Below are 24,493 nucleotides of genomic sequence, written 5' to 3'. Positions count from 1 at the left end.
TCGAATTACGAGATCGATTCTCATAATGCGGAAAATTGTTGCGACGCAACCTGATTTGACTGCCGATCGACGGATACGTCGGCTAGTTTGCGCCGATTAATGGCACTTTCAGCGCTTTTTTGCGCCATTTACTAGCTTCACGCTGCGCTACAATGCCTCGCATGTTGACCGAACGGCTTTTCGCACGCTCGGCGCGCACCGCCGGTTCGCCTGCGGATTCGACGCCGTCCTCCCGCTGGCACCACGGACCGTGGTGGTCCAATTCCTATTTGCTCACGCCGCTCCTGTCGATCCTGGTGTTTCTGGTCGTCATGAGTCTGATTCTGTGGAGCCTGAACCGGCGCGAACAGCAACAGCAGGAAGACACGCTTTACCGTAATGTCGCGTGGGCGCAGCAGCAGATCCGTCTTTCCATGACCGGCGCGCAGGAACAGATCCAGGCGCTCGCGCGCGATCTGGTCGCCGGTCACGCCGATCCGCATTCGTTCCAGGTGTCCACCACGGACATCATGCAGGGGCATCCCGAGATCCTCTACATGAACTGGTACACGAGCCAGCAGCAGCCGCGCTGGCCCAATACCGCGCTGCCGGTGTTCGGCCAGCGGCTCGCGAGGCCGAACGACACGCAGATGGACGAAGCGGTCAAAGCCGCCTTCACCGAGGCGCGCAATACGCGCCGCCAGGTCTATTCGCCGCTCATCTACGACGACCTCGGCAACGGCTACATCACGCTGCAAACGCCGGTGTTCCGCGACCGCGACTTCCTCGGCACGATCGCCGCGGTGTTCTCGGTGGAAGGGATCCTCAAGCACGACATTCCGCCCGAGCTCTCGGCGAAATACAAAATCTCGATCATCGATGTGAACAACCGCGAGTTGACCACCACGTCGACCCGCCCGCGCCTGCCGCGCGACATGTTCTACGACCTGCCGCTCGACCCGCCGGGCCAGGGCGTCTCGGTGCGCGTCTACGCGTTCCCGCAGATGACCAACTTCACCAACAACACACTGGTGTGGCTGGTGGCGGGTCTGTCCTGTTTCGTGTTGTGGAGCCTGTGGAGCTTGTGGAAACACACGCGCCAACGCTTCGAGGCGCAGCAGGCGCTGTACGCCGAGGCGTTCTTCCGCCGCGCGATGGAAAACTCGGTGCTGATCGGCATGCGCGTGCTCGACATGCACGGGCGCATCACCCACGTCAATCCAGCGTTTTGCCGCATGACCGGCTGGGACGAAAGCGATCTGGTCGGCAAGAACGCGCCGTTCGCCTACTGGCCGCGCGACGCTTATCCGGAAATGCAGCGCCAGCTCGACATGACGCTGCGCGGCAAGGCGCCCTCGTCGGGCTTCGAATTGCGGGTGCGCCGCAAGGACGGCTCGCTGTTCCACGCCCGCCTTTATGTATCGCCGCTGATCGACAGCTCGGGCCGCCAGACCGGCTGGATGTCGTCGATGACCGACATCACCGAGCCGAAACGCGCGCGCGAAGAACTCGCCGCCGCGCACGAGCGCTTCACCACCGTGCTCGAAAGCCTCGACGCGGCCGTGTCCGTGCTGGCCGCCGACGAAGCCGAACTGCTGTTCGCCAACCGCTATTACCGGCACCTGTTCGGGATTCGCCCGGACGGACATCTGGAATTGGCGGGCGGCGGGTTCGATAGCGCACAGGCGTCGTCCGATTCGATCGATATGGTGGACACCTATGCCGGGCTGCCCGCCGCGGCGTTGACCGAAAGCACCGCCGATGCGCAGGAAGTCTACGTGCAAAGCATCCAGAAATGGTTCGAAGTGCGCCGCCAGTACATCCAGTGGGTGGACGGCCACCTCGCGCAGATGCAGATCGCAACCGACATCACGACGCGCAAGCAGGCGCAGGAATTGTCGCGCCAGCAGGACGAAAAGCTGCAGTTCACCAGCCGTCTCATGACGATGGGTGAAATGGCCTCCTCGCTCGCCCACGAGTTGAACCAGCCGCTCGCCGCGATCAATAACTATTGCTCCGGAACCGTCGCACTGGTTAAATCCGGTCGGACGACACCTGACAATCTGCTGCCCGTGCTCGAAAAGACGGCCCAGCAGGCGGTGCGTGCCGGCATGATCATCAAGCGCATTCGCGAGTTCGTGAAGCGCAGCGAGCCGAAGCGTCAGGCCACGCGCGTGGCCGATATCGTCGCGGACGCGGTGGGTCTGGCCGAACTTGAGGCGAGAAAGCGCCGCATTCGCATCGTTACGGATCTGCGCGCGCGCCTGCCGGTGATCTACGTCGATCCGGTGCTGATCGAGCAGGTGCTGGTCAACCTGCTGAAGAATGGCGCCGAAGCGATGGCCGAAGCCCGTCCGAACGCGGTTGATCCGGTGATCCGCGTGGTCGTGCGGCTGGAAGGCGGGTTTGTCTGCATCAGCGTCGTCGACCAGGGGCCGGGCGTCGACGAAGCAACAGCCGAGCGGCTGTTCGAACCGTTTTACAGCACCAAGTCCGATGGTATGGGCATGGGGCTGAATATTTGCCGTTCGATTATCGAATCGCACCGCGGTCGTCTGTGGGTGGTGAACAACGTCGAATCTGACGGCCACATCACGGGCGCCACGTTCCATTGCAGTCTGCCTATTGGAGAGCCTGACGGCCCGAGCAACGGCGGGTCACAGGCGCCGACACCACAAACCGTTACGGGAGAGCTATGAACAGCCCAGTCACCACACAGGAAACTGTCTTTGTCGTCGACGACGACGAGGCCGTGCGAGATTCGCTGCGCTGGCTGCTGGAGGCGAACGGCTACCGCGTGCAATGCTTCTCCAGCGCCGAGCAGTTCATCGACGCATGGCAGCCGCACACGCATCCGGGCCAGATCGCCTGCCTGATCCTCGACGTGCGGATGTCCGGCATGAGCGGGCTCGAGTTGCAGGAACGCCTGATCGCCGACAACGCGTCGCTGCCGATCATCTTCGTGACGGGCCACGGCGATGTGCCGATGGCTGTGTCCACGATGAAAAAAGGCGCGATGGACTTCATCGAAAAGCCGTTCGACGAAGCCGAGTTGCGCAAGCTGGTCGAGCGCATGCTCGACAAGGCGCGCAGCGAAAGCAGCAGCGTGCAGCAGCAGCGCGCCGCCGCCGAGCGTCTGGGCAAGCTGACCGCGCGTGAGCACCAGGTGCTCGAACGCATCATCGCGGGCCGCCTGAACAAGCAGATCGCCGACGACCTCGGCATCAGCATCAAGACGGTCGAAGCGCACCGCGCGAACATCATGGAAAAGCTCAACGTCAACACGGTCGCCGACCTGCTGCGACTCGCGCTGTCGAACAAGCCGCAACCGGCGCAATAAGCCGCACCTGCCGGCACGCCCGAAGGAAGTCCCCTCGTGGGACTCGCCACCGGAACAGTGCCGCGCATCAATGGCCGGACTATCCACGAGTCCGGCCCGCCTCGCCCTCTCCCGCCTGTTATTCCCTCAGCGCCCTTCAGCGCCTCGCACACTTCTCACGGCCATCAACGCGAACTGCGTTAAATCGACGCATCTCCCGGAAAATAATACGCATTACTCAGCAAATGCTTACCCGATTTCGCAACAATTTCTTTCCTCAGACAAGATTGACGGACTGATCCGCACCCTTTAATTTACGCAGAACTCCTTAGCGGTTGTCGTCGATAGCGCGATCAACGCGGGAATGGCGTGCTGCAAAACGCCGCACGCCGTATCGCCTGGTGGTGCGAAACAATCGGATAGGATCGAATGTTTCCCTCTAGCAGCACGTGTTTTCGCCGAGCCACTTGACGGCAAACCGGACACCTGCTCGCTCCGCCACTCCATGGCAGATTCCATTGCGACGAACCGACGCAGTCAGTACTGCGAATCCACGTCGCGTCTTATCAACACCACCGGGAGGAATTCATCGTGAAACGATCCGGAGCACACCGCTCGCGTGCGTTGTTCGTCTGCGCGGTTCTCGCGGGCGCGCCACTCTTCAGCGGGCTCGCCACGCCGGACGCCGTCCGTGCGCAAGCCGCCACCAGAATGTCGAACCAGCAGCTCGATTCGCTGGCCGCTCCCGTCGCGCTTTATCCGGACGCCCTGCTCGCCCAGGTGCTGATGGCCTCGACCTTTCCGCAAGACGTGCGGGCTGCGGCCGCATGGTCCAAAGCGAACGCCAGGCTGCAGGGCGACGACGCGGTCAGAGCGGTCGCAGCCGAGCCGTGGGACGCGAGCGTACAGTCGCTCGTCGCTTTTCCGCAGGTGCTCGCCACCATGGCCTCGAAATCCGATTGGGTCGCGCAACTCGGCACCGCGTTCCTTGCCCAGCCTGGTGACGTGATGGACTCCGTTCAGCGTCTGCGCAGGCAAGCGCAAGCGGCCGGCAATCTGAAAACGAGTGCGCAACAAACGATTGTGGTCGAGCAGAGCACGATTCAGATCGTGCCGGCCAATCCGCAGGTGGTGTACGTGCCGACCTATAACCCCACGGTGGTCTACGGTGTATGGCCCTATCCCGCTTATCCGCCGGTGTATGTGCCGCCGCCGCCCGGCTACACCATCGCCACCAGCTTCATGGCCGGCCTCGCATTCGGCACGGGTATCGCCGTCGCGAACGCACTGTGGGGCGGCTTCAACTGGAACTCGCATGACGTCAATATCAACGTGAACCGGTACAACACGATCAACGTGAACAACCGGCTCAACGTGAACGGCAGCACGACGAACTGGAATCGCAATAGCAACGTCAACCGCAACGTCAACAACGCGAATCTCGAACGCAACCTGAACAACAACGTCGGCGGCACGCAGCGCGAGGCGTATCGCGGCCGGGACAACGCCCGCGCTCAGGCACAGCAGACCTTGCAGAGCCGCACCGGCCAGAATCTGGGCGGCAGCGCGAGCGAGCGCCTGCAAGGGATCCGCCACGGCGGCACGGCGAACCCCGAATTGCAAAACCGCGCGCAGAACGCCAATCGCGACAACGCGCTGCGCGGCGCCGGCGACGGCAACGCCGCGCGACAGGACACGCAGCGCGGTCAGACAAGCCGCGACGCGCTCGCCAGCCGCAATGGCCAGCAGTACGCGGCAGGAGATCGCGGTGCGAACGCGGGCGGCCTGCAACACTCGCACGCCGCGCCCGGTGCAAACGGCAGCGGCCAGCAGCGCACGTCGGCAGGTCTCGGTGCAAACGGCAGCGGCCAGCATGGCAGCGGAATCGGCAATTGGAGTGGCGGATTGGGCGGCGGCGGCGCAGGTGAGCACCACTTCGGCCGCGGCCGTTGAACAAAAAAGGAGTCTCTGATGATGCGTCTATTCTCAACGCGCACGCTGCGCGCCAACGTCCTGACAGTGGCGGTCGCTCTCGGCACCACTGCCACGCTGCTCCTTGCTCCGGTGCTGCTGATCAGCACGGTCCCGGCCCATGCCCAGGCGATCTACCCTAGCGCCAACGACGCCGCCAATGCATTCGTCGAAGCGCTCGCCCGTAACGACGAGGACGCGCTCAAGCACGTGCTCGGCAGCGACTTTCAACGCGTCATTCCGACCGAAGGCATCGGCGAGGACGACATCTACCAGTTCCTCGGCGAATGGTCGAAAAACCATCAGATCATCGAGGAGCCGGCTATCGACAGGGGGCGCGTCACCGCGCATCTGACGGTGGGCTACAGTGGCTGGAACCTGCCGATTCCGCTCGTGCAGGCAGGCAACGGTTGGCGCTTCGACCTGCCGGCGGCACGCGACGAGATGCTGACGCGCCGCATCGGCCGCAATGAGCGCGCCGCGATCCTGACTTCGCTCGCCTACCTGGATGCGCAATACGACTATCGCAATCTGACCCAGCGCTACGCACAACGCTTCGTCAGTACGCCGGGACAGCATGACGGACTGTATTGGACAACGGCGCCAGGCGAACCGGAAAGCCCCTTTGGACCGCTCGCCGCCACCATGCCGAACGGCACGCTGCCTCAGGAGGCCTATCACGGTTATCACTACCGCATCCTCACGGCGCAAGGGCCGCACGCGAAGGGTGGCGCGCAGAACTACTTCGAACACGGCGTGCTGTCCAAAGGCTTCGGGCTGATCGCCTCGCCGGCCGGATACGGCAAGACCGGTGTGATGAGTTTCATCGTCAACCAGGAGGGGCAGGTGTATCAGAAGAACCTCGGGCCGCAAACCACGCGTGCGGCGGCGGCGATCAAGACGTTCGATCCGGACTCGGGTTGGCAAGCGGTCCAGCCGTAGCGAGCCGGCGCGACGGCGTACGCGTCTCCCCCCGCAACGCCGCGATGCAACCGGCCATCCGTGCGCGGCGCACGAGGCAGGGCCGGTATAATGTCGGACTTTGCAGCGCCGCTTAACCCCGATTCGCGCCGCGCGCTTTTCACGTGCCGACCTATTCCCGATGAAAAGCGCCATCGCGCGTGGCCCGCTCGAGCGTCTGCGCCCTGCCCCGCTTTCCAAACTGCCCATCTCGACCCGACCATGACTGCCAAACTGATCGACGGCCTCGCCCTTTCCAAGACCCTGCGCGCGGACGTCGCCGCACGCGCCGCCGCCCTCACCGCCCGCGGCCATCAGCCAGGCCTCGCCGTGGTGCTGGTCGGCGACAATCCGGCTAGCGAAGTGTACGTGCGCAACAAGGTCAAGGCGTGCCACGACAATGGCCTCGGCTCGTCGTTCGACCGTTATCCGGCCGACCTGCCGGAAGCCGAACTGCTCGCGCGCATCGACGAACTGAATCACGACCCGCGCATCCACGGCATTCTGGTGCAGCTGCCGCTGCCGCCGCACATCGACAGCCATAAGGTGATCGAGGCGATCGCGCCGGAAAAGGACGTGGACGGCTTTCACGTCGCCAACGCCGGCGCGCTGATGACCGGCCAGCCGCTGTTTCGCCCGTGCACGCCGTACGGCGTCATGAAAATGCTCGCGGCCTACGAGATTCCGCTGCAGGGCGCGAACGCGGTGGTGATCGGCCGCTCGAACATCGTCGGCAAGCCGATGGCGCTGCTGCTGCTCGAAGCCGGCGCGACTGTGACGATCTGCCACAGCAAGACGCGCGACCTGGCCGCCCACACGCGCAACGCCGACGTGGTGGTCGCCGCCACGGGTTTGCGCAACATTCTCACGGCCGACATGGTGAAGCCCGGCGCGGCGGTGATCGACGTGGGCATGAACCGCGACGAAGCCGGCAAACTGTGCGGCGACGTCGACTTCGCGGGCGTCAAGGAAGTGGCCGGCTATATCACGCCGGTGCCGGGCGGCGTCGGCCCGATGACCATCACCATGCTGCTCGTCAACACGATCGAAGCCGCCGAGCGCGAAGCGGCAGCGAGCGCGTAAAGCGGAGAACGTCGGGCGGTGAACGTCGGGCGGAAAGCCGGCAGAGCGCAGAGCCGCTCCGCCGGCATCGAAACCTTGCAGCCCCTGGCCTCGCGCCAGGCATCGACCATGATCGGCGCCACACCGCGCCACCTTCGCGCCATATACCCGCCCCACACGCGCCGCATATCTCAGCGCACGGCTTGATCGCTTGCCGGCATACCCGTCGCTAGCGGCGTCGAGCGGCGCGCCAGACGCCCGCGGCACCACTTCAGCACGGGCCGTTCCACGAAGTGCCACGACAGCGCCGCGCACAGCAGGATGAACGGCGCGGCGATCAGGACCGCCGCCACATGGCTCAATTGCGGCGCGAGATTCGCAACGCATTGCTGCACCATGAAGCCGTACAGATAGATGCCGTACGAGTAATCGTGACGCGGCACGAGGCGCCGCAACAACGGCGTCGTTCCGACCCACAGCACGCCATACACGAAGGCCAGATAAAACAGCGGCTGCGCGCCGGCCGTGTCGCGGAACACCAGAAACACCATCGTGAGCGCCAGCGCCGTCAGACCGTTGATGTCGATGCGTTCACGCCAGCCGTACAGCAGCATGCCCAGCATGAAAAACGGCTCCGGCCAGAATGAATACCCGCCGGGCGTTTCGCTGAAATCGCGCAAGCCGACCTGCCAATGCGACAGATTCACGCGCAGTACGAACGCGGCGCAACCCAGCGCGGCAGCGAGCGCCACGCCGCGCGAACTGGACAGCAGTCCGACCATGCCGGTCACGAGCACGATCAGATAGCACCTTACTTCGAGCGGCAGCGTCCAGAGCGGGGCGCAGACGTCGACGGGAAAGCGGTTGTGCTCGAACACGCCCGGCAGCGCCCAGCCGGTTTTCAGCACGATGGTCGAGAAATTGTCGAGGTTGGCCCACGTCATGCCGGAGGCGAAATACTCGCGCAGCGGCAGCGTCGTAAACAGCGGGCCAACGATGAACACCGTCACCAGCGAACCGGCCGCGACCGCCGGCCACAGGCGCGCGATGCGCAAGACGGCGAAGCGCGGCACCGAGCGCTGCCGGTCGAAGCTGGCGGTGACCAGCATGCCGCTCAAGAGGAAAAAGGCGTACACGCCGAGCGCGCCAAAACCGTCGAAACCCAGCGCGTTCTGGACCCAATCCGTGGTGCCGTCCGGCGCCTGGAGCAGATAGGAATGACCGTAGACGACGGCGATAGCGGCCAGCAGCCGCACGAGATCAAAGTTGTTGCCCTTGCGCGATAACGCATCCGAAAGCGGGTTCATCCATACCTCTTTTACGAAAAACGCCGCTGACCGGTAGCGACACCCCACCTTGCCGCATAGCAGCAATTGGAACCGTTCGTTTTCGCACAAAGCACAGTGGCGCTTTTGCCCCCGCGCCGCGCTTGTCCCGCTTGTCCTGCAACCCGCACGGCACGGCGACATCTGATAATTTGTCTGCCGACGGATTGGAATCGGCGCGCCCTGCCCCAATAATGTCTGTATCGGCTGCGACAGGGCGTCGTCGCGCGCGCCCCGAAGGGCGTTGCCCAAGGGAATACCCGTCCATGCACCGATTACCCGTTCACCCGCGTCAGACAGGAAGCCTCATGTCCACTACCGCCTCGAATCACGACAATCCGCTCCTCGATTTCTCCGACCTGCCGCGCTTTGGCCAAATCCGTCCCGAACACGTCACGCCCGCCCTCGATGTGCTGCTCGCCGACGCTGCCGCCGCCGTCGAGCGCGCCGCCCAGCCGATCACGCCCGCCTCGTGGGCCGACGTGGTCGAACCGGTCGAGCGCGCGACCGAACCGCTGTCGCGCGCCTGGAGCGTGGTCGGCCATCTGAACGCCGTCGCCGATACGCCCGAGTTGCGCGCCGTGTATGGCGAGAATCTGCCGCGTGTCACCGAATTCTGGTCGAGCGTTGGACAGAATCTCGCGCTGTACGAGAAGTACAAGGCGCTGCATGCCAGTAGCGATTTCGCCTCGCTGACCGGCGAACGCAAGAAGATCCTCGGCAATGCGCTGCGCGATTTCCGCCTGTCCGGCGCGGAATTGCCGGAAGACCAGAAGCCGCATTTCGCCGAATTGCAGGAACGTCAGGCGGCGCTCTCGAAAGCGTTTTCGGATCACGTGCTCGACGCGACCAATGCGTATGCGTATATCGTCGAAGCCGGCAATGAAGCGCAACTGGCCGGCCTGCCCGAAGACGTGGTCGAAGCCGCCAGGGAAGCGGCCGAGCGCGAAGGCAAAACCGGCTACAAATTCACGCTGCATTTCCCGTCGTATTTCCCGGTGATGCAGTACTCGGAAAATCGCCCCATGCGCGAGGCGATGTATCGCGCATACGTGACGCGCGCCTCGGAGCTCGGCCCGCAATACGGCAACGGCAAGCCCGAGTGGGACAACACGGCGGTGCTCGCCGAGCAGTTGAAGCTGCGCGCCGAAGAAGCGCACATGCTCGGCTTCAACAACTTCGCCGAAGTCTCGCTCGCGCCGAAAATGGCCGAGTCGCCCGCCCAGGTCATGAGCTTCCTCGAAGACCTCGCCACGCGTGCGCGTCCGCATGCGGAGCAGGACTGGAAGGAGCTGCGCGAATTCGCCGCGAACGAACTCGGCATGAGCGAGCTGCAACCGTGGGACATGACGTTTGCCGCGGAGCGTCTGCGTCAGAAGCGCTATTCGTTCTCCGAGAACGAGGTCAAACAGTACTTACCGGAAGACGCTGTCTTCAAGGGTCTTTTCAAGGTCACGGAAACGCTGTTCGGCGTGCGCATCCGCCGCGACGAAGCGGCCGTGTGGCATCCGGACGTGCGCTTTTTCCGCGTCGAGAATCAGGACGGCGGGCTCGTCGCGCAGTTCTACCTCGATCTGTATGCGCGTGAAGGCAAACGCGGCGGCGCCTGGATGGACGACGCGCGCGGCCGTCACAAGCACACGCATGGCAGCGTGCAAACGCCGGTCGCGTATCTGACCTGCAACTTCTCGGCGCCGGTCGGCGGCAAGCCCGCCTGCTTCACGCACGACGAAGTGATCACGCTGTTCCACGAGTTCGGTCACGGCTTGCATCACATGCTCACGCGTGTGGATGAGCTGGGCGTGTCGGGCATCAACGGCGTGGAGTGGGACGCGGTCGAACTGCCGTCGCAATTCATGGAGAATTTCTGTTGGGAGTGGGACGTGCTGAGCGACATGACTTCGCACGTCGAAACCGCCAAGCCGTTGCCGCGCGAACTGTTCGACAAGATGCTCGCCGCGAAGAACTTCCAGAGCGGTCTGGGCACGCTGCGCCAGATCGTATTCTCGATGTTCGACATGCAACTGCATACCGGCTTCGACGCCTCCGGCACGAAGAACGCCACCGAACTCGCGAGCGAAATCAACGAGCGCTTCCACGTCGTGCCGCAAGCGCCGTTCTCGCGCTGGCCGAATACGTTCAGCCATATTTTCGCGGGCGGCTATGCGGCGGGCTACTACAGCTATAAATGGGCTGAAGTGCTCTCTGCCGACGCCTACGCGGCATTTGAAGAAGCGGCGCAAGCGGCGAGCGGCAGCGTGCTCGATCAGGCGACCGGCATGCGTTATCGCAAGGAGATTCTGGAAGTGGGCGGCAGCCGTCCGGCGATGGAATCGTTCAAGGCATTCCGCGGCCGCGAGCCGAATATCGACGCACTGCTGCGTCACAACGGCATGACGCCGGGCGCGGCGCATTGAGGGGTTAATGCGAGCGTCGGCGCTTGGGTGAGCCGATGAAAGCCGGTGACTTGCTTAACGCAAGCACCGGCTTTTTCTTTGTCAGCGCTGAACGCGCAGCTAGGCGCGATGCAGTTTGAAATCCACTTCCGATGGCCGCCCTTCGAGCGACAACGCGGCACGCGCAGCCGGCGCGTGGCTTACCACCTTGCCGCGACTCACCACAGCAAGACGCGCCGCGCGCAAGCGGATTGCTTCCACCGGATCGCGCGCGTCGAGCAACACGAGATTGGCCGCGCAGCCCGGCGCGATGCCGTAGCCTTCGAGGCCGAGAATGCGCGCGGCGTTCACCGTCACCGCGTCGAAGCAGGCGCGCATGCCTTCGACGCCCGTCATCTGCGCCACATGCAAACCCATGTGCGCGACTTCCAGCATGTCGCCCGAGCCGAGGCTGTACCACGGGTCCATCACGCAATCGTGGCCGAACGCGACGTTGATGCCCGCTGCCATCATTTCCGGCACGCGTGTCATGCCGCGACGTTTCGGATAGGTGTCGCTGCGGCCTTGCAGCGTGATGTTGATCAGCGGATTCGCAATCGCCGCGACGCCCGCCTCGCGCATTAGCGGCAGGAGTTTGCTGACGTAGTAGTTGTCCATGGAATGCATCGAGGTCAGATGCGAGCCGGTCACGCGCCCCTGCAAGTCGAGCCGATGCGTTTCGGCCGCGAGCGTCTCGATGTGACGCGACAAAGGGTCGTCCGATTCATCGCAATGCATGTCCACGCGCAAGCCCTGCTCCGCCGCGTACTCGCACAAGAGACGCACGGACTGCGCGCCGTCGGCCATGGTGCGCTCGAAATGCGGAATGCCGCCGACCACATCCACGCCCATCGAGATCGACCGTTTGAGATTCTCGAAAGCGCCCGCGCTGCGCAACACACCGTCTTGTGGAAAGGCCACCAGTTGCAGGTCGAGATACGGCGCGACGCGGCGTTTCACTTCGACCAGCGCCTCGACCGCGAGCAGGCGCGGATCACACACATCCACGTGGCTGCGGATGGCCAGCAGCCCGCGCGCGACGGCCCAGTCGCAATACTGCAGCGCGCGCTCGATCAGCGCCTCCTGCGTGAGGTCCGGCTTCAGTTCGCCCCATAGCGCGATGCCCTCCAGCAGCGTGCCCGATGCGTTCACGCGTGGCAATCCGTACGAGAGCGTCGCGTCCATATGGAAATGCGGATCGACGAACGGCGGCGTGACAAGTGAACCGGCGGCATCGATTTCTTCGCGCGCGCTCGCGGCCAGATTCGGTTCGACGGCGACGATGCGGCCCGCTTCGATGCCGATGTCGACCGGCTCCTTGTGCTGCGGCGCGGCGCCCGCTGGCAACGTCGCGCGGCGGATGATCAGATCCATGTATCGCTCCCTTTGGCCCTTCCTGATTGATCACGATTTTATCGGCGTCAGAAAGCGCGTGGCGACGTTTATCCGGCGTTTTTTGCGCGTTTTTTCATCTGGCCGTACCGGCGAGCGGCGCGCGATCCGTACCGGCTGCGCGTCCGGCCGCCCGCCTATACTCGCCGGACAGACGGTCGATGCCGCGCCGTCATTCACTCAGGGAGCAGGCCCATGAAAACAATTGGGGTGATCGGCGGGATGAGTTGGGAATCGTCCACCGAGTATTACAGGCTCCTGAACCGCCACGCCAAAGCGCGCCTGGGCGGCCACCACAACGCCCGCAGCCTGATGCTCACCGTCGACTTCGCGCCGATCGAAGCGCTCCAGCGCGCGGGCGACTGGGACACGCTTGGCCGACAGTTGGCCGATGCCGCGCGCCAACTCGAACGCGGCGGCGCCGGTCTGGTGCTGCTCGCAACCAATACGATGCATCGCGTGTATGAATCGATCGAAGCGGCGATCGACGTGCCGTTCCTGCATATCGCCGACCCGACCGGCAACGCGTTGCGTGCGGCCGGCGTCGAGCGAGTGGGTTTGCTCGGCACGCGCTATACGATGGAGCAGACTTTCTACACAGGGCGCCTGCGCGAGCGCTATGGCCTGACAACACTGGTTCCGGATGAAGCCGAACGTGCTGAGGTGCACCGCATCATCTACGACGAGCTGTGCCACGGTAAGGTGAATGACGCTTCACGCGCGGTGTATCGGCGTGTGATCGAGGCGCTGGCCGCCCGTGGCGCGCAGGCGGTGATTCTCGGCTGCACGGAAATTACGTTGCTGATCAAGCCGGAAGACTCGGTGTTGCCCGTGTTCGATACGACCGCGTTGCATGCGCAAGCGGCGGTGGAGTGGGCGATTGGTGGGGAGTGAGGGCCGCACGGGCGGAGCGGAAAACTTCGGCGCACGCGTCCGCGCCCAACTGCCGCTGGCGGCGCTCAAGGCATATGACCATGCGCGGCGCGGACGACCATATCATCCTATTGGCTGGGCGTACGGTTTGATTGCCTTGCGTGCAGGGCAGCGGCTCGGCTGCCCCGCGCACCGGTCAAACAACCCGTCAGGCTTCAGCCGCGCCCGCTTCCTTTGGCGGCTGCAACGTGACGTCCTTGCCACGCATGCCGTTCCTGTCAACTATATGGGCAGTCTCGGAACCGTCGGCATTGACAGTTGCGACTGTCCGGCTACCGTCTTTGTGGTACTCCACCAGGAACGTATCCTTACCATTCTCGTCAAGGTCACGCGACAATACGGGCTGTCCATCGCGATCGTACTGGAACTGCGCCCGAACACGTCCTTCTGCATCATAGTTGGACACCGTACGCCCGCCGTCCGTTGACTTGCGATCCTGAACTGCGAACTTCCCCGTTTCTGGAACGATGTAATTCGCTTCGATTTTCTCTCCCTTGCCGTCGAATTGGGCAATCTGCGTGTTGCGGTTTTTCGCATCGAACGAAGTGGCTTGAGACGAGTTATCGCTCGCATAATCGCGCACTGTTCCTGACCTGTCCGCATTGAACTCGGCACGCTCAGTTTCACGCCCCGCGCCGTTCCTGACGTCGACCGAATAGGCACCGTCCTTTGCGTAACTATAGGCCGCTGTCGAGGTTAATTCGCCGTGAGCGTCCGCGAGTTCTGCAGTCTGGATTTTGCCTCTTGAGAACGTCTGCGTGCCGACATCGCCGGACGCCCAATGCTCAGTCATCGAATTAATGTCACCCTGCTCGTCGCCGGTGAACTCTACCTGCTTGATACTGCCGGTTTCAGGTGCCGGCGCGCGACTGCCCTCCCCGTAGTATTGGTAGTAGGACTTACCGGTCGCGGTGGAAGGATTTGCATTAACATAGGCGTTCATCCCGGCAACGATAAGATTATTGCGATCCTCCGCGCTCGACTTGCCTGCGCCTACATCGACTGCGTGCAGCGCATCGAGTTTTTCCTGGACGCCTCGGAGTCCGCTAACGTCGATCTGGGTTGCAGGCGCGTTCCCAGAGGCCGTGTTTTTCTGGATTTCCTGTTGAATCTGATAGTTATTCGCGACCGCCTCCCCTTCTTGATGAGCACCGATTAGCGCCGCCACGTTATAGGCCTGGGGATCGCGCGGATTGACGGCATACTGCGACTTGAACGCTTTATCGTTCGCGCGATTCTCGTAGTGACCAATTTCATGCGACAAATGACCCAGCACAGCAGCGTCTGACATCGTCGAGTGTTGATATTGACCGATTACGATGTGCCTGCCGTCGAAATACGTGGCGATGTCTTTACCCCTGCTCATCGGATCCATATTGCCCGAACTCACGTCACTGCCATAATCGAATAATTGGGATTGAAACTGGGGGCTCGCATTGACGAGCCTGATCTGCTCGGGTTTCAGCTTCACGTCACCAAAGTAGGATTCCTGACCAGTGACCACGTTCGTTCCCACACTCAAGTTCGATGCCATATCCATCCATCCGTTAGCCATTGAGGAGCCTCTCGCGATCCGCTTGCCTGTGCACGTAGCGCGAGAGGGCCGCGCGCCTGGCGCGACAAGATGGAGTGTGCCGATCTGTTTCTCGCACGGGTGGTGTTTGCTCACCCGCTTCGCTTCCCAACACCTGGCCGGCATATGCACGACTCGGAACAAGGCCGTTGACGAACACCTTAATTGGTAAATGGATTGTCTTGCTGAACGGTGGTGGCTTGTCCGCAGCGGCAACGCCCATGAGCGGAAGCGGTCACGACGTGAATCGGTTCCCGGCTAGCTATGCAGCCTCGCTGTGCGCCGCGGGATAAGAATCACCGTGCCGCTATCGAAGGTAGCGATCAGATTTCGCTCATCGCGAATCATGCAGGTTCTCACAGCGCTCACGGCGACAGCATCGCTTTGCTGATTCATCTGCGTCGTACACGTCATATTTAAACGGCACGAACCCAGATTGTCGACGGCCGGTTTGACGAAGTGTCGCAACGGGTCAGGGCAAAACACAGGAGCCTGGAGAGGCCGTAACCGCTGACTCGACCAACGACGCAAGGCAAATCATTGCAACGCTAATGGGACCGATCAGGAAAGCAGTGCGCGCTGACCTCGCGCAGTCAATTCGCACTGTGTTCGACGCGTGCGCCCTAAGGGAAATATCTCCCGCCCTTTTGTGAATTTTCCGATGGCAGGATGGGCCGGCTTACGCTTCAATGACGGTTCCGGTCTGTCTTTCAACTCAAATAATAAGGATGACATAGCGATGGGATATGTAGAGGACACGCGTGTCCACCCCTGCAACGGACGCACCCTTCCGTTTGCCTTGCCAAGGCGCTGCCCGAGATAATGTGCACAGATGCATCCGCGACTTCTTGAGCACTACAACGCCGAACTGCTCTACATGCACGAACTGGCGCAGGAGTTTGCCAACGCGCATCCGAAGATCGCGAAGCGACTCGGCATGCAGGCGGGCGAAGTCGGCGATCCCTTCGTCGAGCGCTTGCTCCAGTCATCGGCCTTCTCGACCGCGCGCATGCAGATGCGCCTCGATGAAACCTTCGCGGAGTTCACCCAGCCGCTGCTGCAAACCCTCTATCCGAACTATGTCAGCCAGACTCCCTCAATGGCTGTCGCGCGTGTGTTCCCGCTCGTACGAGGAAAGCAGTTCGCCAACGCAACCGTGGTGCCGCGCGGCACCGCCTTCATGTCACGCGTGCCAGACGGTGAGTTGACGGCCTGTGAGTTCCGCAGCAGCCAGGACGTGACGTTGTATCCACTGGAAATCGCGCAGGCACGGCTAACCGGCATCCCGCCCGACATTCCGGGGCTCGGCCGCTACGTCGCCCAAGACGTGCAGATACAGGGCGCGCTGCGGCTTCTTCTGCGAACGATCAACGGCGCACCGATCTCAAGTCTCGCGGAACTCGACCGGCTGACGGTCTGCCTGGCCGGCGCCGAAGCGAGCGCCTCACACCTGTTCGAACTGGTTCACGCGGCCGGCGTGGCCACCATCACGGGCGTACCCGGCGAGTTCACGACCGGCACGCTGCATGTCGTCACCGAGAATGCGGTCGTGCATGATGCACTCGAACCGGAACAGAGCCTGCTGCCCGCCGTTCCTCACAAGTTTCACGGGCACAACCTGTTGCAGGAGTATTTCAGCTGTCCCGCACGCTTCTGGTTTTTCACGCTCACCGGCCTTGGCAAGGGGTTGTCCGCCATCGGCAGCACTGAGGCTGAAATCATCGTGTTACTCGACCGCCGCGTGGACAAGCTGGCAGAGACGGTCGACGCGTCGCATTTCGCGCTGTTCTGCACGCCCATCATCAACCTGTTTCCACGGCGCACCGAGTGGCTGGCGCTTGGCGCTCGGGCAGCTGACCACCCGCTCGTGCCTGTGGCCAAATTTCCGCGCGACTACGAGGTGTATTCGGTATCGGGTGCCTGGGGACAGGTTTCGGAACATGCCGAAGCGCTGCGATTCCATCCACTGCACGCGCGCTACCGGGATGGCGATGGTCAAAGCGGGCGCTACTTTACGATACGGCGCGAGTTGGCCCGCCCGGCTGATGACTCCCGCCACTACGGCAGCCGCCGGCCGTTCACGGAAACACGCACGTTCCTCTCGCTGTTGGACGAAAACGGAATGCCGGATGCCGAAGGCATTCGCAATGTGTCGCTCGAAGCGCTCCTGACCAATCGTGACCTCCCGTGCGTGGTGCCGCGCAACGGCGTGTCCGACCTGTCTGTGGCGAGCTCGATTCCCCAAAAGAGCATTGGCCTGCTACGCGCGCCGACGACGCCACGGCCACCGCTTGCGTTCGGTAGGCGCGCATGGCAGTTGATCGGACAACTGAGCTTCACCTACAGGGCGTTCGATGGCCGGCCGGATCAACCGTGCGCCGGCGACGCACTGCGCACGCTGATGGACCTGTACCTGGGCACCGAGTCTCATGAATTGCGGCGTCAGGTCGCGGGGCTCGTGGGCGCAACCGCCACGCCTGTCAACCGTCGTCTGGCGCTCGACGGCGATCACATGTTCGGCCGCGGGATTGAATGCGAGCTGACTTTCGACGAAACGGAGTTCGGTGGCGTGAGCCCGTACACGCTTGCGCTCGTGCTGGAACGCTACGTGGCACGCCATGTGTCGCCTCGTTCGTTCACCACGACCGTACTGCGCTCGAAGCAGCGCGGGCGAATTGGACGCTGGCCACCGCGCGCCGGCACGCGCGACGCGGTTTGAGCAGCGTGACGATCTCATTTTCCAGTGCCTGATTTACCACCCTATCTGAGTTGCTCGCCAAGGGAGTTGCTGATGATTGGAGTCGCCGATGTCCTGGTTTAAACAGCCGCGCACGCTGGAAATGAGCGGCAAGGCGCTGCCGCAATGGGCAGGCGAATCACTGTTCGTCGTTGGCCGGCTGGCGGGGAAAGAGAAGCTCGGCCGTCTGTACGACTACGATGTCGATGTCAGCACGATGGATGACGCGCGGCTGAGCGTTGTCGAGGCGCAGCGGCTAGTCGACGTCGACTCGCTGATCGGCAAGGAGGTCACCGTCAACATCGCTATCGAGGGCAGTGGCGCCTCGGATCCGGGCCGCTCGGGCGCGGCAGCGAACTGCGGCGGGGACGTGCGCAAGCTGACAGGGCTGATCGTCTCGGCGAAGTGCGTCGGCGCGGATGAGCGGCGTGCGTACTACCGGCTCAACATTCGCCCCTGGTTATATCTCGCCACGTTGAACCGTGATAGCCGGATCCTGCAAGACAAGGACGTGACCGAGATAACGCGCGAGGTACTGCAGAAATACCCGTACCCGTTCGACATGCGCCTCGCCGGTCCCGGCGCTGCGCGCCGCCCCTATCCGAAGCGCGAGTATCAGCGGCAGTGGTGGGAGTCGGATTTCGCGTGGCTGTCCCGGCTGTGGCAGGAATGGGGCATCACGTTCTTCTTCAACGAGAGCACGCTGGTGTTGTGCGACTCGCCTGGCTCCTACCAGAAGCACCCGCCCGCTTATCAGACGCTGCGCTTTCTCGACCGCGACGGCCAGCGCATCGACGAAGAACATGTCCACGCGTTTCGCGTTTCCCGGCAACTGACGACGGGCCAGGTGACGCTGGTCGACTACGACTACACGCAGTCACTTTCGGCGCTGACGGTCGAACAGGCGGACCACAGTCAGCGCTCATGCGACAACGCCGAGGAATATGCGTGGGGCGACTACTCGCAGCCCATGGAAGGACCGAACGGTGTCGATCCTTCGTGGCGCAATGATCCCGACTTCGACAGCAAGCACCTCGCACGCGTGAAAGTCGAAGCACACCGGTCGAAGAGTCTGAGCGCGAAAGGCAAAGGCAACCTGCGCGGACTGATGACGGGCTATACGTTTGCCCTCCAGGGCTATCCGCTGACGCCCGGCGACGGCGAATACCTGGTCGTGTCCACCGATACCGAAATCGTCAACAACGATACCGTCTCGCAGCACGGCAGTCTCATGCGCCCGTACAGTTGCGAAACGAAGTTTATGGCCGTGCCCGCCGCTACGTTCTACCGTACGCCGCAAAAAGCGAAGAAGCCCCGCGCCTACGCCGAAGCGGCCGTCATCACGGGGTACGGGGAAGAGTCAACTTACTGTGACCAGTACGGGCGCGTCAAAGCTCATTTTGTCTGGGACAGGATCGGGCCGACCGACCAGGACGCAAGCTGCTGGCTGCGGGTCGCGTCGCCCTGGCATGGCGCCGAACACGGCGCAATGTGGCTGCCGCGCGTCGGACACCACGTACTGGTGGGCTACTACGACAGCGACCCGGACCGGCCCTACATCATGTCCGAGCATACGACAGAGCTTCACCAGGCTCCGTGGGCCTTGCCGAAGAACGATGCGCTGTCGGGCTGGCGCAGCCGGGAACTGAAAGGCCACTTGGCCAACAGCGTCGTGACGGACGACACTCCTGGACAGTTGCAGGTTCAGGTTGCAAGTGACCACGCGCAGTCGCGGCTCGTGCTTGGCTTTAACACGCGTATCGACGGACACCAAGGACGCGACGAGGCGCGCGGTGAAGGCTTCGAACTGGCAACGCAGGCGCACGGCGTGGTGCGTGCAAACCAGGGCATGCTGGTGACGACCGAACCACGGGCCGGGGCAATGTCGCCCGTCAAGGACATGGGTGAAACGGTGCAGCGTCTAACGCGGGCGCGCGAACAGCATGAAGACCTCGCGCAGCTTGCGCAGCGGCACAACGCCCAACCCATCGAAGCAAACCAGAACGACGCAGCCCGCTCGATCGGCGCGCAGAACAACGCGCTCAACGGCGGCGCAAGAACCTGCGAGAACCCGTCACCGGAAATGACGCGCCCCGATTTGCTGCTGGTGAGTAGCGCGGGCATCGCGACCTCGGCGGCCGACGGCACGCACATGGCGAGCGCAAATGATCATGCGGTCACGGCGGGCCGCGACGTGAGCGTGTCATCAGGGAGGTCTTTACTCGCCTCGGTGCGCGGTGCGATCTCCATGTTCGCCTACGCGCTCGGCATGAAGCTGATCGCGGCGAAAGGCAGGATAGACATCCAGGCGCAAAGCGATGAACTGGCGCTTGCCGCTCTCAAGGACATCACCATTGGCAGCACAGACGGCAAGATTGTTCTCACCGCCGCGAAGGAAGTCTGGATTGGCGCGGGCGGTTCGTACATCCAGATCAGCGCGGGCGGCATCGTCAACGGCTCGCCCGGGCCCATTCTCGAAAAGACCCCTCACTGGGGCAAACCGGACGCATCGTCGATGCGCGCGCCACTGCCCGTCCTTCCGCTCGCCCCGCTCGTTCAGAATCCGGCCGGCATTTACACCCAGACGTTCGACGTGAGTACCGTCGCCAGGAATCATGGCGTCGGCCTAAGGCTGGCAGACCAGTCTTATCGAATTTATCTGCCCGACGGCACGATCCAGCAGCAGGGGATGTTGACGAACGGGGCCACGCTCACCGTCACCACGCCGGCATCGACCCAAGTGAAGTGCGAAGTTGGCGCGGGCGACTGGCGCGTCGCGGAAGACGCGTACGACCATGACGAGTCCGACGATAGCGACGCGTCGGCGTGAGTCGTGTGTGCAAACGAACAACGAACCTGCAAGAACCTATGGCTCATCACAAGCATCCAGCAAGTCAGCCGAAGGCATCGGCTGCGCCCTACGTGCAAGCTACCCTTGTCTTTCGTGACGTCCTGCAGAAGCCCATTGAAGGACTCTCCGTGCAGATCAAGGCGGGTGCGGGCGCGCGGCCCGCTCCGCAATGGACAACCGGCGCGCAGACCGACGCTGCCGACGCATCGGCAACGCTAGCCACGTCCGCTCCCGCCGTCGCCTCCGCGACTACCGCGCCTCCTCCGCCTGCGATTGCAAACACCATTGAAGCGACAACGGACAAAGACGGCTACGCGATCACGATTCGCAATGCCGCACGCAACCAGCCGATTGACGTGCTGGTGAAGAACCGTCGAGGCGAGTTCGTCTGGAAGGCCACGGTCACACCGAAGAAAGACATCAGCGTATTTACGGTCACCAGCCCCGAATACCACCTGGAAGCCACGACGAAGCTCACGCCGAAGGAGGAATTCGAGCAGGAATTGAACGTTCCTGTGGTGCAACACGATGAAGTCATGACCGTCGAGCGGCTCGTGGGCGAGTTTGGGCCTTATATCGGTTGGTCGCAGAAAGTCACTGAGCAGGGCAAAGTCAAAAGGGATACGCCGACACGCCATAAGGAAACCACGATCGACGGTAAGACGAAAAAGGAAAAGACGACCGTGACCATTGACCACTACTACACGGTTGTCGATACCGGCAAGCCGACCACTGTCGCATTCAACGTGCTCGGATCAAAGCTCAACTATCCCAAAACGCTCGAAATAAGCGAGAAGAAATACGCTGAGGCGGCGAAGACTCTCGGCTGTGAGGCGGCTGCCATCAAGGCGGTCGCGATGACCGAAAGCGATGGGGTGGGATTCTGTGACAACGGCTTGCCAAAAATTCGCTACGAACGTCATGTCTTCTTTCGATCCCTCTTGCCGAAGGACAAGAGAAATGAAAAGCCGGCTTTATTAAAAAAGCAGCCGAATCCTTTCCCGGCATTTCCTAATCTTTGCCTGCCGATTCAAGGCGGATACACGGCTGGCGAAACTGACGATCATGGCTGGTCGCACAGCGATGAAAAAGTCATGCACCAATACGAGCGTTTTGTTCAGGCATGCGCGTTGAATCGTGATGCCGCGATCATGGCCTGCTCATGGGGAGCATTCCAGGTGTTGGCCTTTTTCTACGAAGAAATGGGCTACGCAAGTCCCATCGAGTTAGCCAACCTCGAAATGCAGGGCGTTGACGAGCAATTTGATCTTTTTGTCGCCTACGTCAACATGAACAGTTCAGCAAAAAAAGCACTGCAAGAGAAGAACTGGGAGTCTTTTGCATATTATTACAACGGCCAACATTATCCTCAAAAATATCCTGAATCGATGAGAAAATTTTATGAAAAATTCAAATAGAGGGCTTTTCAAAGCGATTGCATCCTGCTTCCTTATGTTGGCCTGCCAAATCGCCACCGCCGGTGTCGCGACGACATACGACGAACTGAGTTTCGTAACGTATCAGTCGGGAGAGGATATCGTCGGCTATTACCGCGCCCAGGAAACCCCATTCTCATGCGGGTTCCTGTTCATGGCGAACAGAGATGAGGGAGTCAAAAGCGCGGACGGAACAGCGGTGTTGCGAATGAAGACGTTCGACTTCATTCCCTATAAAGGAATGTTCTCCTATGCTCAACGCGACCCACGGGCGGAAATCGACGGCACGCTGTATCTGCACGACAATGAAATCGCGCTAAAAACAGATCGTCCGCACGCGGGGTGTCAGAGTGCAGCGGGCTTGTTTAATGCGGCGCCCGGAGAACGTGGCGCAAGTCAGTATTCGGCGACTGAACGATTCGACGCCGTTGGTATCGCCGTTTCCACCAACAAAACCTATTTCTATGAAAAACCGGGCATCGGCAAACGGCGGCAGTATATTTTGCCAGGAGATCTCGTCACATTACTTAGCCGGCGCGAAGGTTACTCGTACGCGCGATACGTGAGTCCCGATATGTCGATTGATGAAACAGACTCTCGTAAGATCGTGACCGGATGGCTTCGCAACCGCGACTTGACCAACCCCTTCCCTGCTTCCGCGGCAAGCGAGTCGGTACGAACGACCAAGATAGGGAGACAGGACAATGATTGAGCTGGTGCGGCTCAGGTGACGCCATCCATCGCGAACGCAGCGTACGGCGCGAATTTGCGTTAATCCGCGCCCGCGTCTGGCGCGCGGTGGTGTAGCGCGTTGAGATCGCTCACGACGATCAAGTGATATCCCTTCCTTTGCAAGCCCGCTGCCGCGAATGGTTGCAATGCACGCACTTTCGCACGAGCAGTTGTCGAATGCGTTAGCCAGCGGGTCTCAATAGGTCAGATGCGGAAAACAAAAAACCCGCCGTAGCGGGTTTGATGTTTTGCGATATTTTTGGACACTCACGCTTGAACGACACGGCGATTGCCCTGCAAGCAAACAAAGAACCTTTTGCATGCCACCCAGCTATCGCGACACTCACTACTGGGCTTTGGTTGCGGGGGTAGGATTTGAACCTACGACCTTCGGGTTATGAGCCCGACGAGCTGCCAGACTGCTCCACCCCGCGTCAGAGAAAACGAATTGTATAGAGATGTTCTCAATACGTCAAACAAACGCGCGAATTATTTCGCGCTCGCGAAACGACTCACAGATCCTGGACCGTCGCGCCTTCCACCTTGCCGTCGATGATATCCGCGCCGTACTGGCTCGCGCTGCGCTTGGCCACACCAAAATCGGAAAACGTGGACGGCCGCACGAGACGAAACACGCGGCTCGCCGTCGAGCCGCTAATCGCGCCGGGCCGGCAAACGCGTACCGCGACGTCGTAACCTTCGGCATGACGCTTGTGGCCGTCGAACTTGTCGAACGTCCGCGAAAACACCAACGGGTGCACTTCGAAGTCCTTATAAAGAGCCGGATAAAGTTCAGCCATGATGCCTCCCCCGATGCGCAAGAATGCGAGTGTGTGTGATCCCACTATACGCCGCAGCGGGACGGCACCGCCCTTTTATTTTCGTTGCCGCGCCAGGGCCATTTTCACCACCCCCTCTTCCGCGCGATAAGATGCGGGACTATCGGAATCACGCAAGCTTGTGAGAATGTCATGAAAATCGCTACCTGGAACGTCAACTCCCTCAAAGTCCGCCAGCAGCATGTGATCGACTGGCTCGAAACCAGCGGCACCGACGTGTTGTGCCTTCAGGAACTGAAGTTGCCAGACGAAAAATTTCCCCGCGCCGAACTCGCGGAGAAAGGTTACCGGAGCTGGTTTGCCGGTCAGAAGACTTACAACGGCGTCGGCATTCTGGTGCGCGACGGCCTGACGGTCGACGAAGACAGCGTCGTGCGCAATATTCCCGGGTTCGAGGATCCGCAGCAACGCGTAATTGCAGCGACCATTGAAGGCACGCGCGTTATCTCCGCCTACTTCCCGAACGGCCAGGCGCCGGGCACCGACAAGTTCGCCTACAAGCTGCGCTGGCTCGCCGCACTGCACGACTGGATCGCGAGCGAGATGGCATTGCATCCGAAGCTCGCGCTGCTCGGCGACTACAACATCGCGCCGGAAGATCGCGACGTGCACGATCCGAAAGCGTGGGAAGGCCAGAATCTGGTGTCGCCGGAAGAGCGCGCGGAGTTCGTGCGTCTGATCGAACTCGGCCTCGTCGACGCATTCCGCCAGTTCGAGCAGCCGGAGAAGCTCTACTCGTGGTGGGACTACCGGATGATGGCGTTCCGCCGTAACGCCGGGTTGCGCATCGATCACATTCTGCTGTCGAAGGCGCTGGCTGAAGTGTGCTCGTCATGCGACATCGACAAGGTGCCTCGCAAGTGGGATCAGCCGTCGGACCACGCGCCGGTTGTCGCGCAACTCGGCTGACGCTCGCCTGGCCGACTGACTGGACCTCACGCGCCCGCAT

The 24,493-nt window shown here is 62.0% G+C and carries 17 protein-coding genes and 1 tRNA gene; 13 read left to right on the top strand and 5 right to left on the bottom strand.

Going from position 1 to position 24,493, the window contains the following annotated elements; genetic code table 11:
- Positions 1–161 precede the first annotated feature (161 nt).
- From fixL to folD, 5 genes are all read left to right on the top strand, one after another.
- Positions 162–2,678: an oxygen sensor histidine kinase FixL gene (gene fixL, locus BLW71_RS02390; RefSeq protein WP_091792879.1), complete on the top strand. Its 2,517-nt coding sequence runs from the start codon at positions 162–164 to the stop codon at positions 2,676–2,678.
- The gene (gene fixJ / locus BLW71_RS02385; RefSeq protein WP_007181270.1) at positions 2,675–3,319 is read left to right on the top strand and encodes an oxygen response regulator transcription factor FixJ; all 645 of its coding nucleotides are present in this window, start codon (positions 2,675–2,677) and stop codon (positions 3,317–3,319) included. Before fixL ends, fixJ begins: the two co-directional genes overlap by 4 nt.
- Before the next feature lie 570 nt (positions 3,320–3,889).
- Positions 3,890–5,251: a DUF3300 domain-containing protein gene (locus BLW71_RS02380; RefSeq protein WP_091792878.1), complete on the top strand. Its 1,362-nt coding sequence runs from the start codon at positions 3,890–3,892 to the stop codon at positions 5,249–5,251.
- A gap of 18 nt (positions 5,252–5,269) precedes the next feature.
- Positions 5,270–6,211 (top strand): DUF2950 domain-containing protein, encoded by a 942-nt coding sequence (locus BLW71_RS02375; protein ID WP_091792877.1) that lies wholly within the window; start codon positions 5,270–5,272, stop codon positions 6,209–6,211.
- A 240-nt stretch (positions 6,212–6,451) separates the two neighbouring features.
- Entirely contained in the window at positions 6,452–7,312 is an 861-nt protein-coding gene (gene folD / locus BLW71_RS02370; protein ID WP_091792876.1) for a bifunctional methylenetetrahydrofolate dehydrogenase/methenyltetrahydrofolate cyclohydrolase FolD, read from the top strand.
- 170 nt (positions 7,313–7,482) lie between these two features.
- Here folD and BLW71_RS02365 read toward each other — a convergent pair whose 3' ends face one another.
- Positions 7,483–8,598 (bottom strand): acyltransferase family protein, encoded by a 1,116-nt coding sequence (locus BLW71_RS02365; protein WP_091792875.1) that lies wholly within the window; start codon positions 8,596–8,598, stop codon positions 7,483–7,485.
- A gap of 326 nt (positions 8,599–8,924) precedes the next feature.
- On the opposite strand from BLW71_RS02365, the gene BLW71_RS02360 reads away from it, so the two are divergent.
- Positions 8,925–11,033 (top strand): M3 family metallopeptidase, encoded by a 2,109-nt coding sequence (locus tag BLW71_RS02360; protein ID WP_091792874.1) that lies wholly within the window; start codon positions 8,925–8,927, stop codon positions 11,031–11,033.
- 99 nt (positions 11,034–11,132) lie between these two features.
- Here the strand turns inward: BLW71_RS02360 and BLW71_RS02355 are convergent, their stop codons facing one another.
- Positions 11,133–12,425, bottom strand: coding sequence for an amidohydrolase family protein (locus tag BLW71_RS02355; protein WP_091792873.1), 1,293 nt, complete (start codon positions 12,423–12,425; stop codon positions 11,133–11,135).
- Here BLW71_RS02355 and BLW71_RS40680 point away from each other — a divergent pair.
- Together BLW71_RS40680 and BLW71_RS02350 are read left to right on the top strand one after the other, a co-directional pair.
- Complete coding sequence (locus BLW71_RS40680) at positions 12,424–12,642, top strand: hypothetical protein (RefSeq protein WP_143048275.1); 219 nt, start codon at positions 12,424–12,426, stop codon at positions 12,640–12,642. The two genes, BLW71_RS02355 and BLW71_RS40680, sit on opposite strands and share 2 nt — an antisense overlap.
- A complete protein-coding gene (locus BLW71_RS02350) occupies positions 12,639–13,337 on the top strand; it encodes an aspartate/glutamate racemase family protein (protein WP_091792872.1) in 699 nt (232 codons plus the stop codon). Before BLW71_RS40680 ends, BLW71_RS02350 begins: the two co-directional genes overlap by 4 nt.
- Before the next feature lie 187 nt (positions 13,338–13,524).
- Here the strand turns inward: BLW71_RS02350 and BLW71_RS02345 are convergent, their stop codons facing one another.
- Entirely contained in the window at positions 13,525–14,910 is a 1,386-nt protein-coding gene (locus tag BLW71_RS02345) for a hypothetical protein (RefSeq protein WP_091792871.1), read from the bottom strand.
- Positions 14,911–15,781: 871 nt separating this feature from the next.
- Here BLW71_RS02345 and tssF point away from each other — a divergent pair.
- From tssF to BLW71_RS02325, 4 genes are all read left to right on the top strand, one after another.
- Positions 15,782–17,668, top strand: a complete 1,887-nt coding sequence (tssF, locus tag BLW71_RS02340) for a type VI secretion system baseplate subunit TssF (protein ID WP_091792870.1) — start codon at positions 15,782–15,784, stop codon at positions 17,666–17,668.
- An 88-nt stretch (positions 17,669–17,756) separates the two neighbouring features.
- Positions 17,757–20,516 carry a type VI secretion system Vgr family protein gene (locus BLW71_RS02335; protein WP_091792869.1) on the top strand — a complete coding sequence of 920 codons (2,760 nt, stop codon included), beginning with the start codon at positions 17,757–17,759 and terminating at the stop codon, positions 20,514–20,516.
- Between the two features lie 38 nt (positions 20,517–20,554).
- On the top strand, positions 20,555–21,955 hold the full coding sequence (locus tag BLW71_RS02330; protein ID WP_091792868.1) for an N-acetylmuramidase family protein: 1,401 nt from the start codon (positions 20,555–20,557) through the stop codon (positions 21,953–21,955).
- Positions 21,939–22,685 carry a hypothetical protein gene (locus tag BLW71_RS02325; protein ID WP_143048274.1) on the top strand — a complete coding sequence of 249 codons (747 nt, stop codon included), beginning with the start codon at positions 21,939–21,941 and terminating at the stop codon, positions 22,683–22,685. The genes BLW71_RS02330 and BLW71_RS02325 overlap by 17 nt, the downstream gene beginning before the upstream one ends.
- Positions 22,686–23,062: 377 nt before the next feature.
- On the opposite strand, the gene BLW71_RS02320 is transcribed toward BLW71_RS02325, so the two are convergent.
- Both BLW71_RS02320 and BLW71_RS02315 read right to left on the bottom strand, forming a co-directional pair.
- Positions 23,063–23,139 (bottom strand) — tRNA-Met (locus BLW71_RS02320).
- Positions 23,140–23,217: 78 nt separating this feature from the next.
- Positions 23,218–23,505, bottom strand: coding sequence for a hypothetical protein (locus BLW71_RS02315; protein ID WP_091792866.1), 288 nt, complete (start codon positions 23,503–23,505; stop codon positions 23,218–23,220).
- A gap of 171 nt (positions 23,506–23,676) precedes the next feature.
- Between BLW71_RS02315 and xth the strand changes: the two genes are divergently transcribed.
- On the top strand, positions 23,677–24,453 hold the full coding sequence (gene xth, locus BLW71_RS02310) for an exodeoxyribonuclease III (protein ID WP_091792865.1): 777 nt from the start codon (positions 23,677–23,679) through the stop codon (positions 24,451–24,453).
- The last annotated feature ends 40 nt before the right edge of the window (positions 24,454–24,493 follow it).

The organism is Burkholderia sp. WP9 (assembly GCF_900104795.1).
GTDB lineage: Bacteria > Pseudomonadota > Gammaproteobacteria > Burkholderiales > Burkholderiaceae > Paraburkholderia.
Note: the sequence above shows the minus strand (reverse complement) of the source record. Positions and strands in the feature narration are given on the sequence as shown.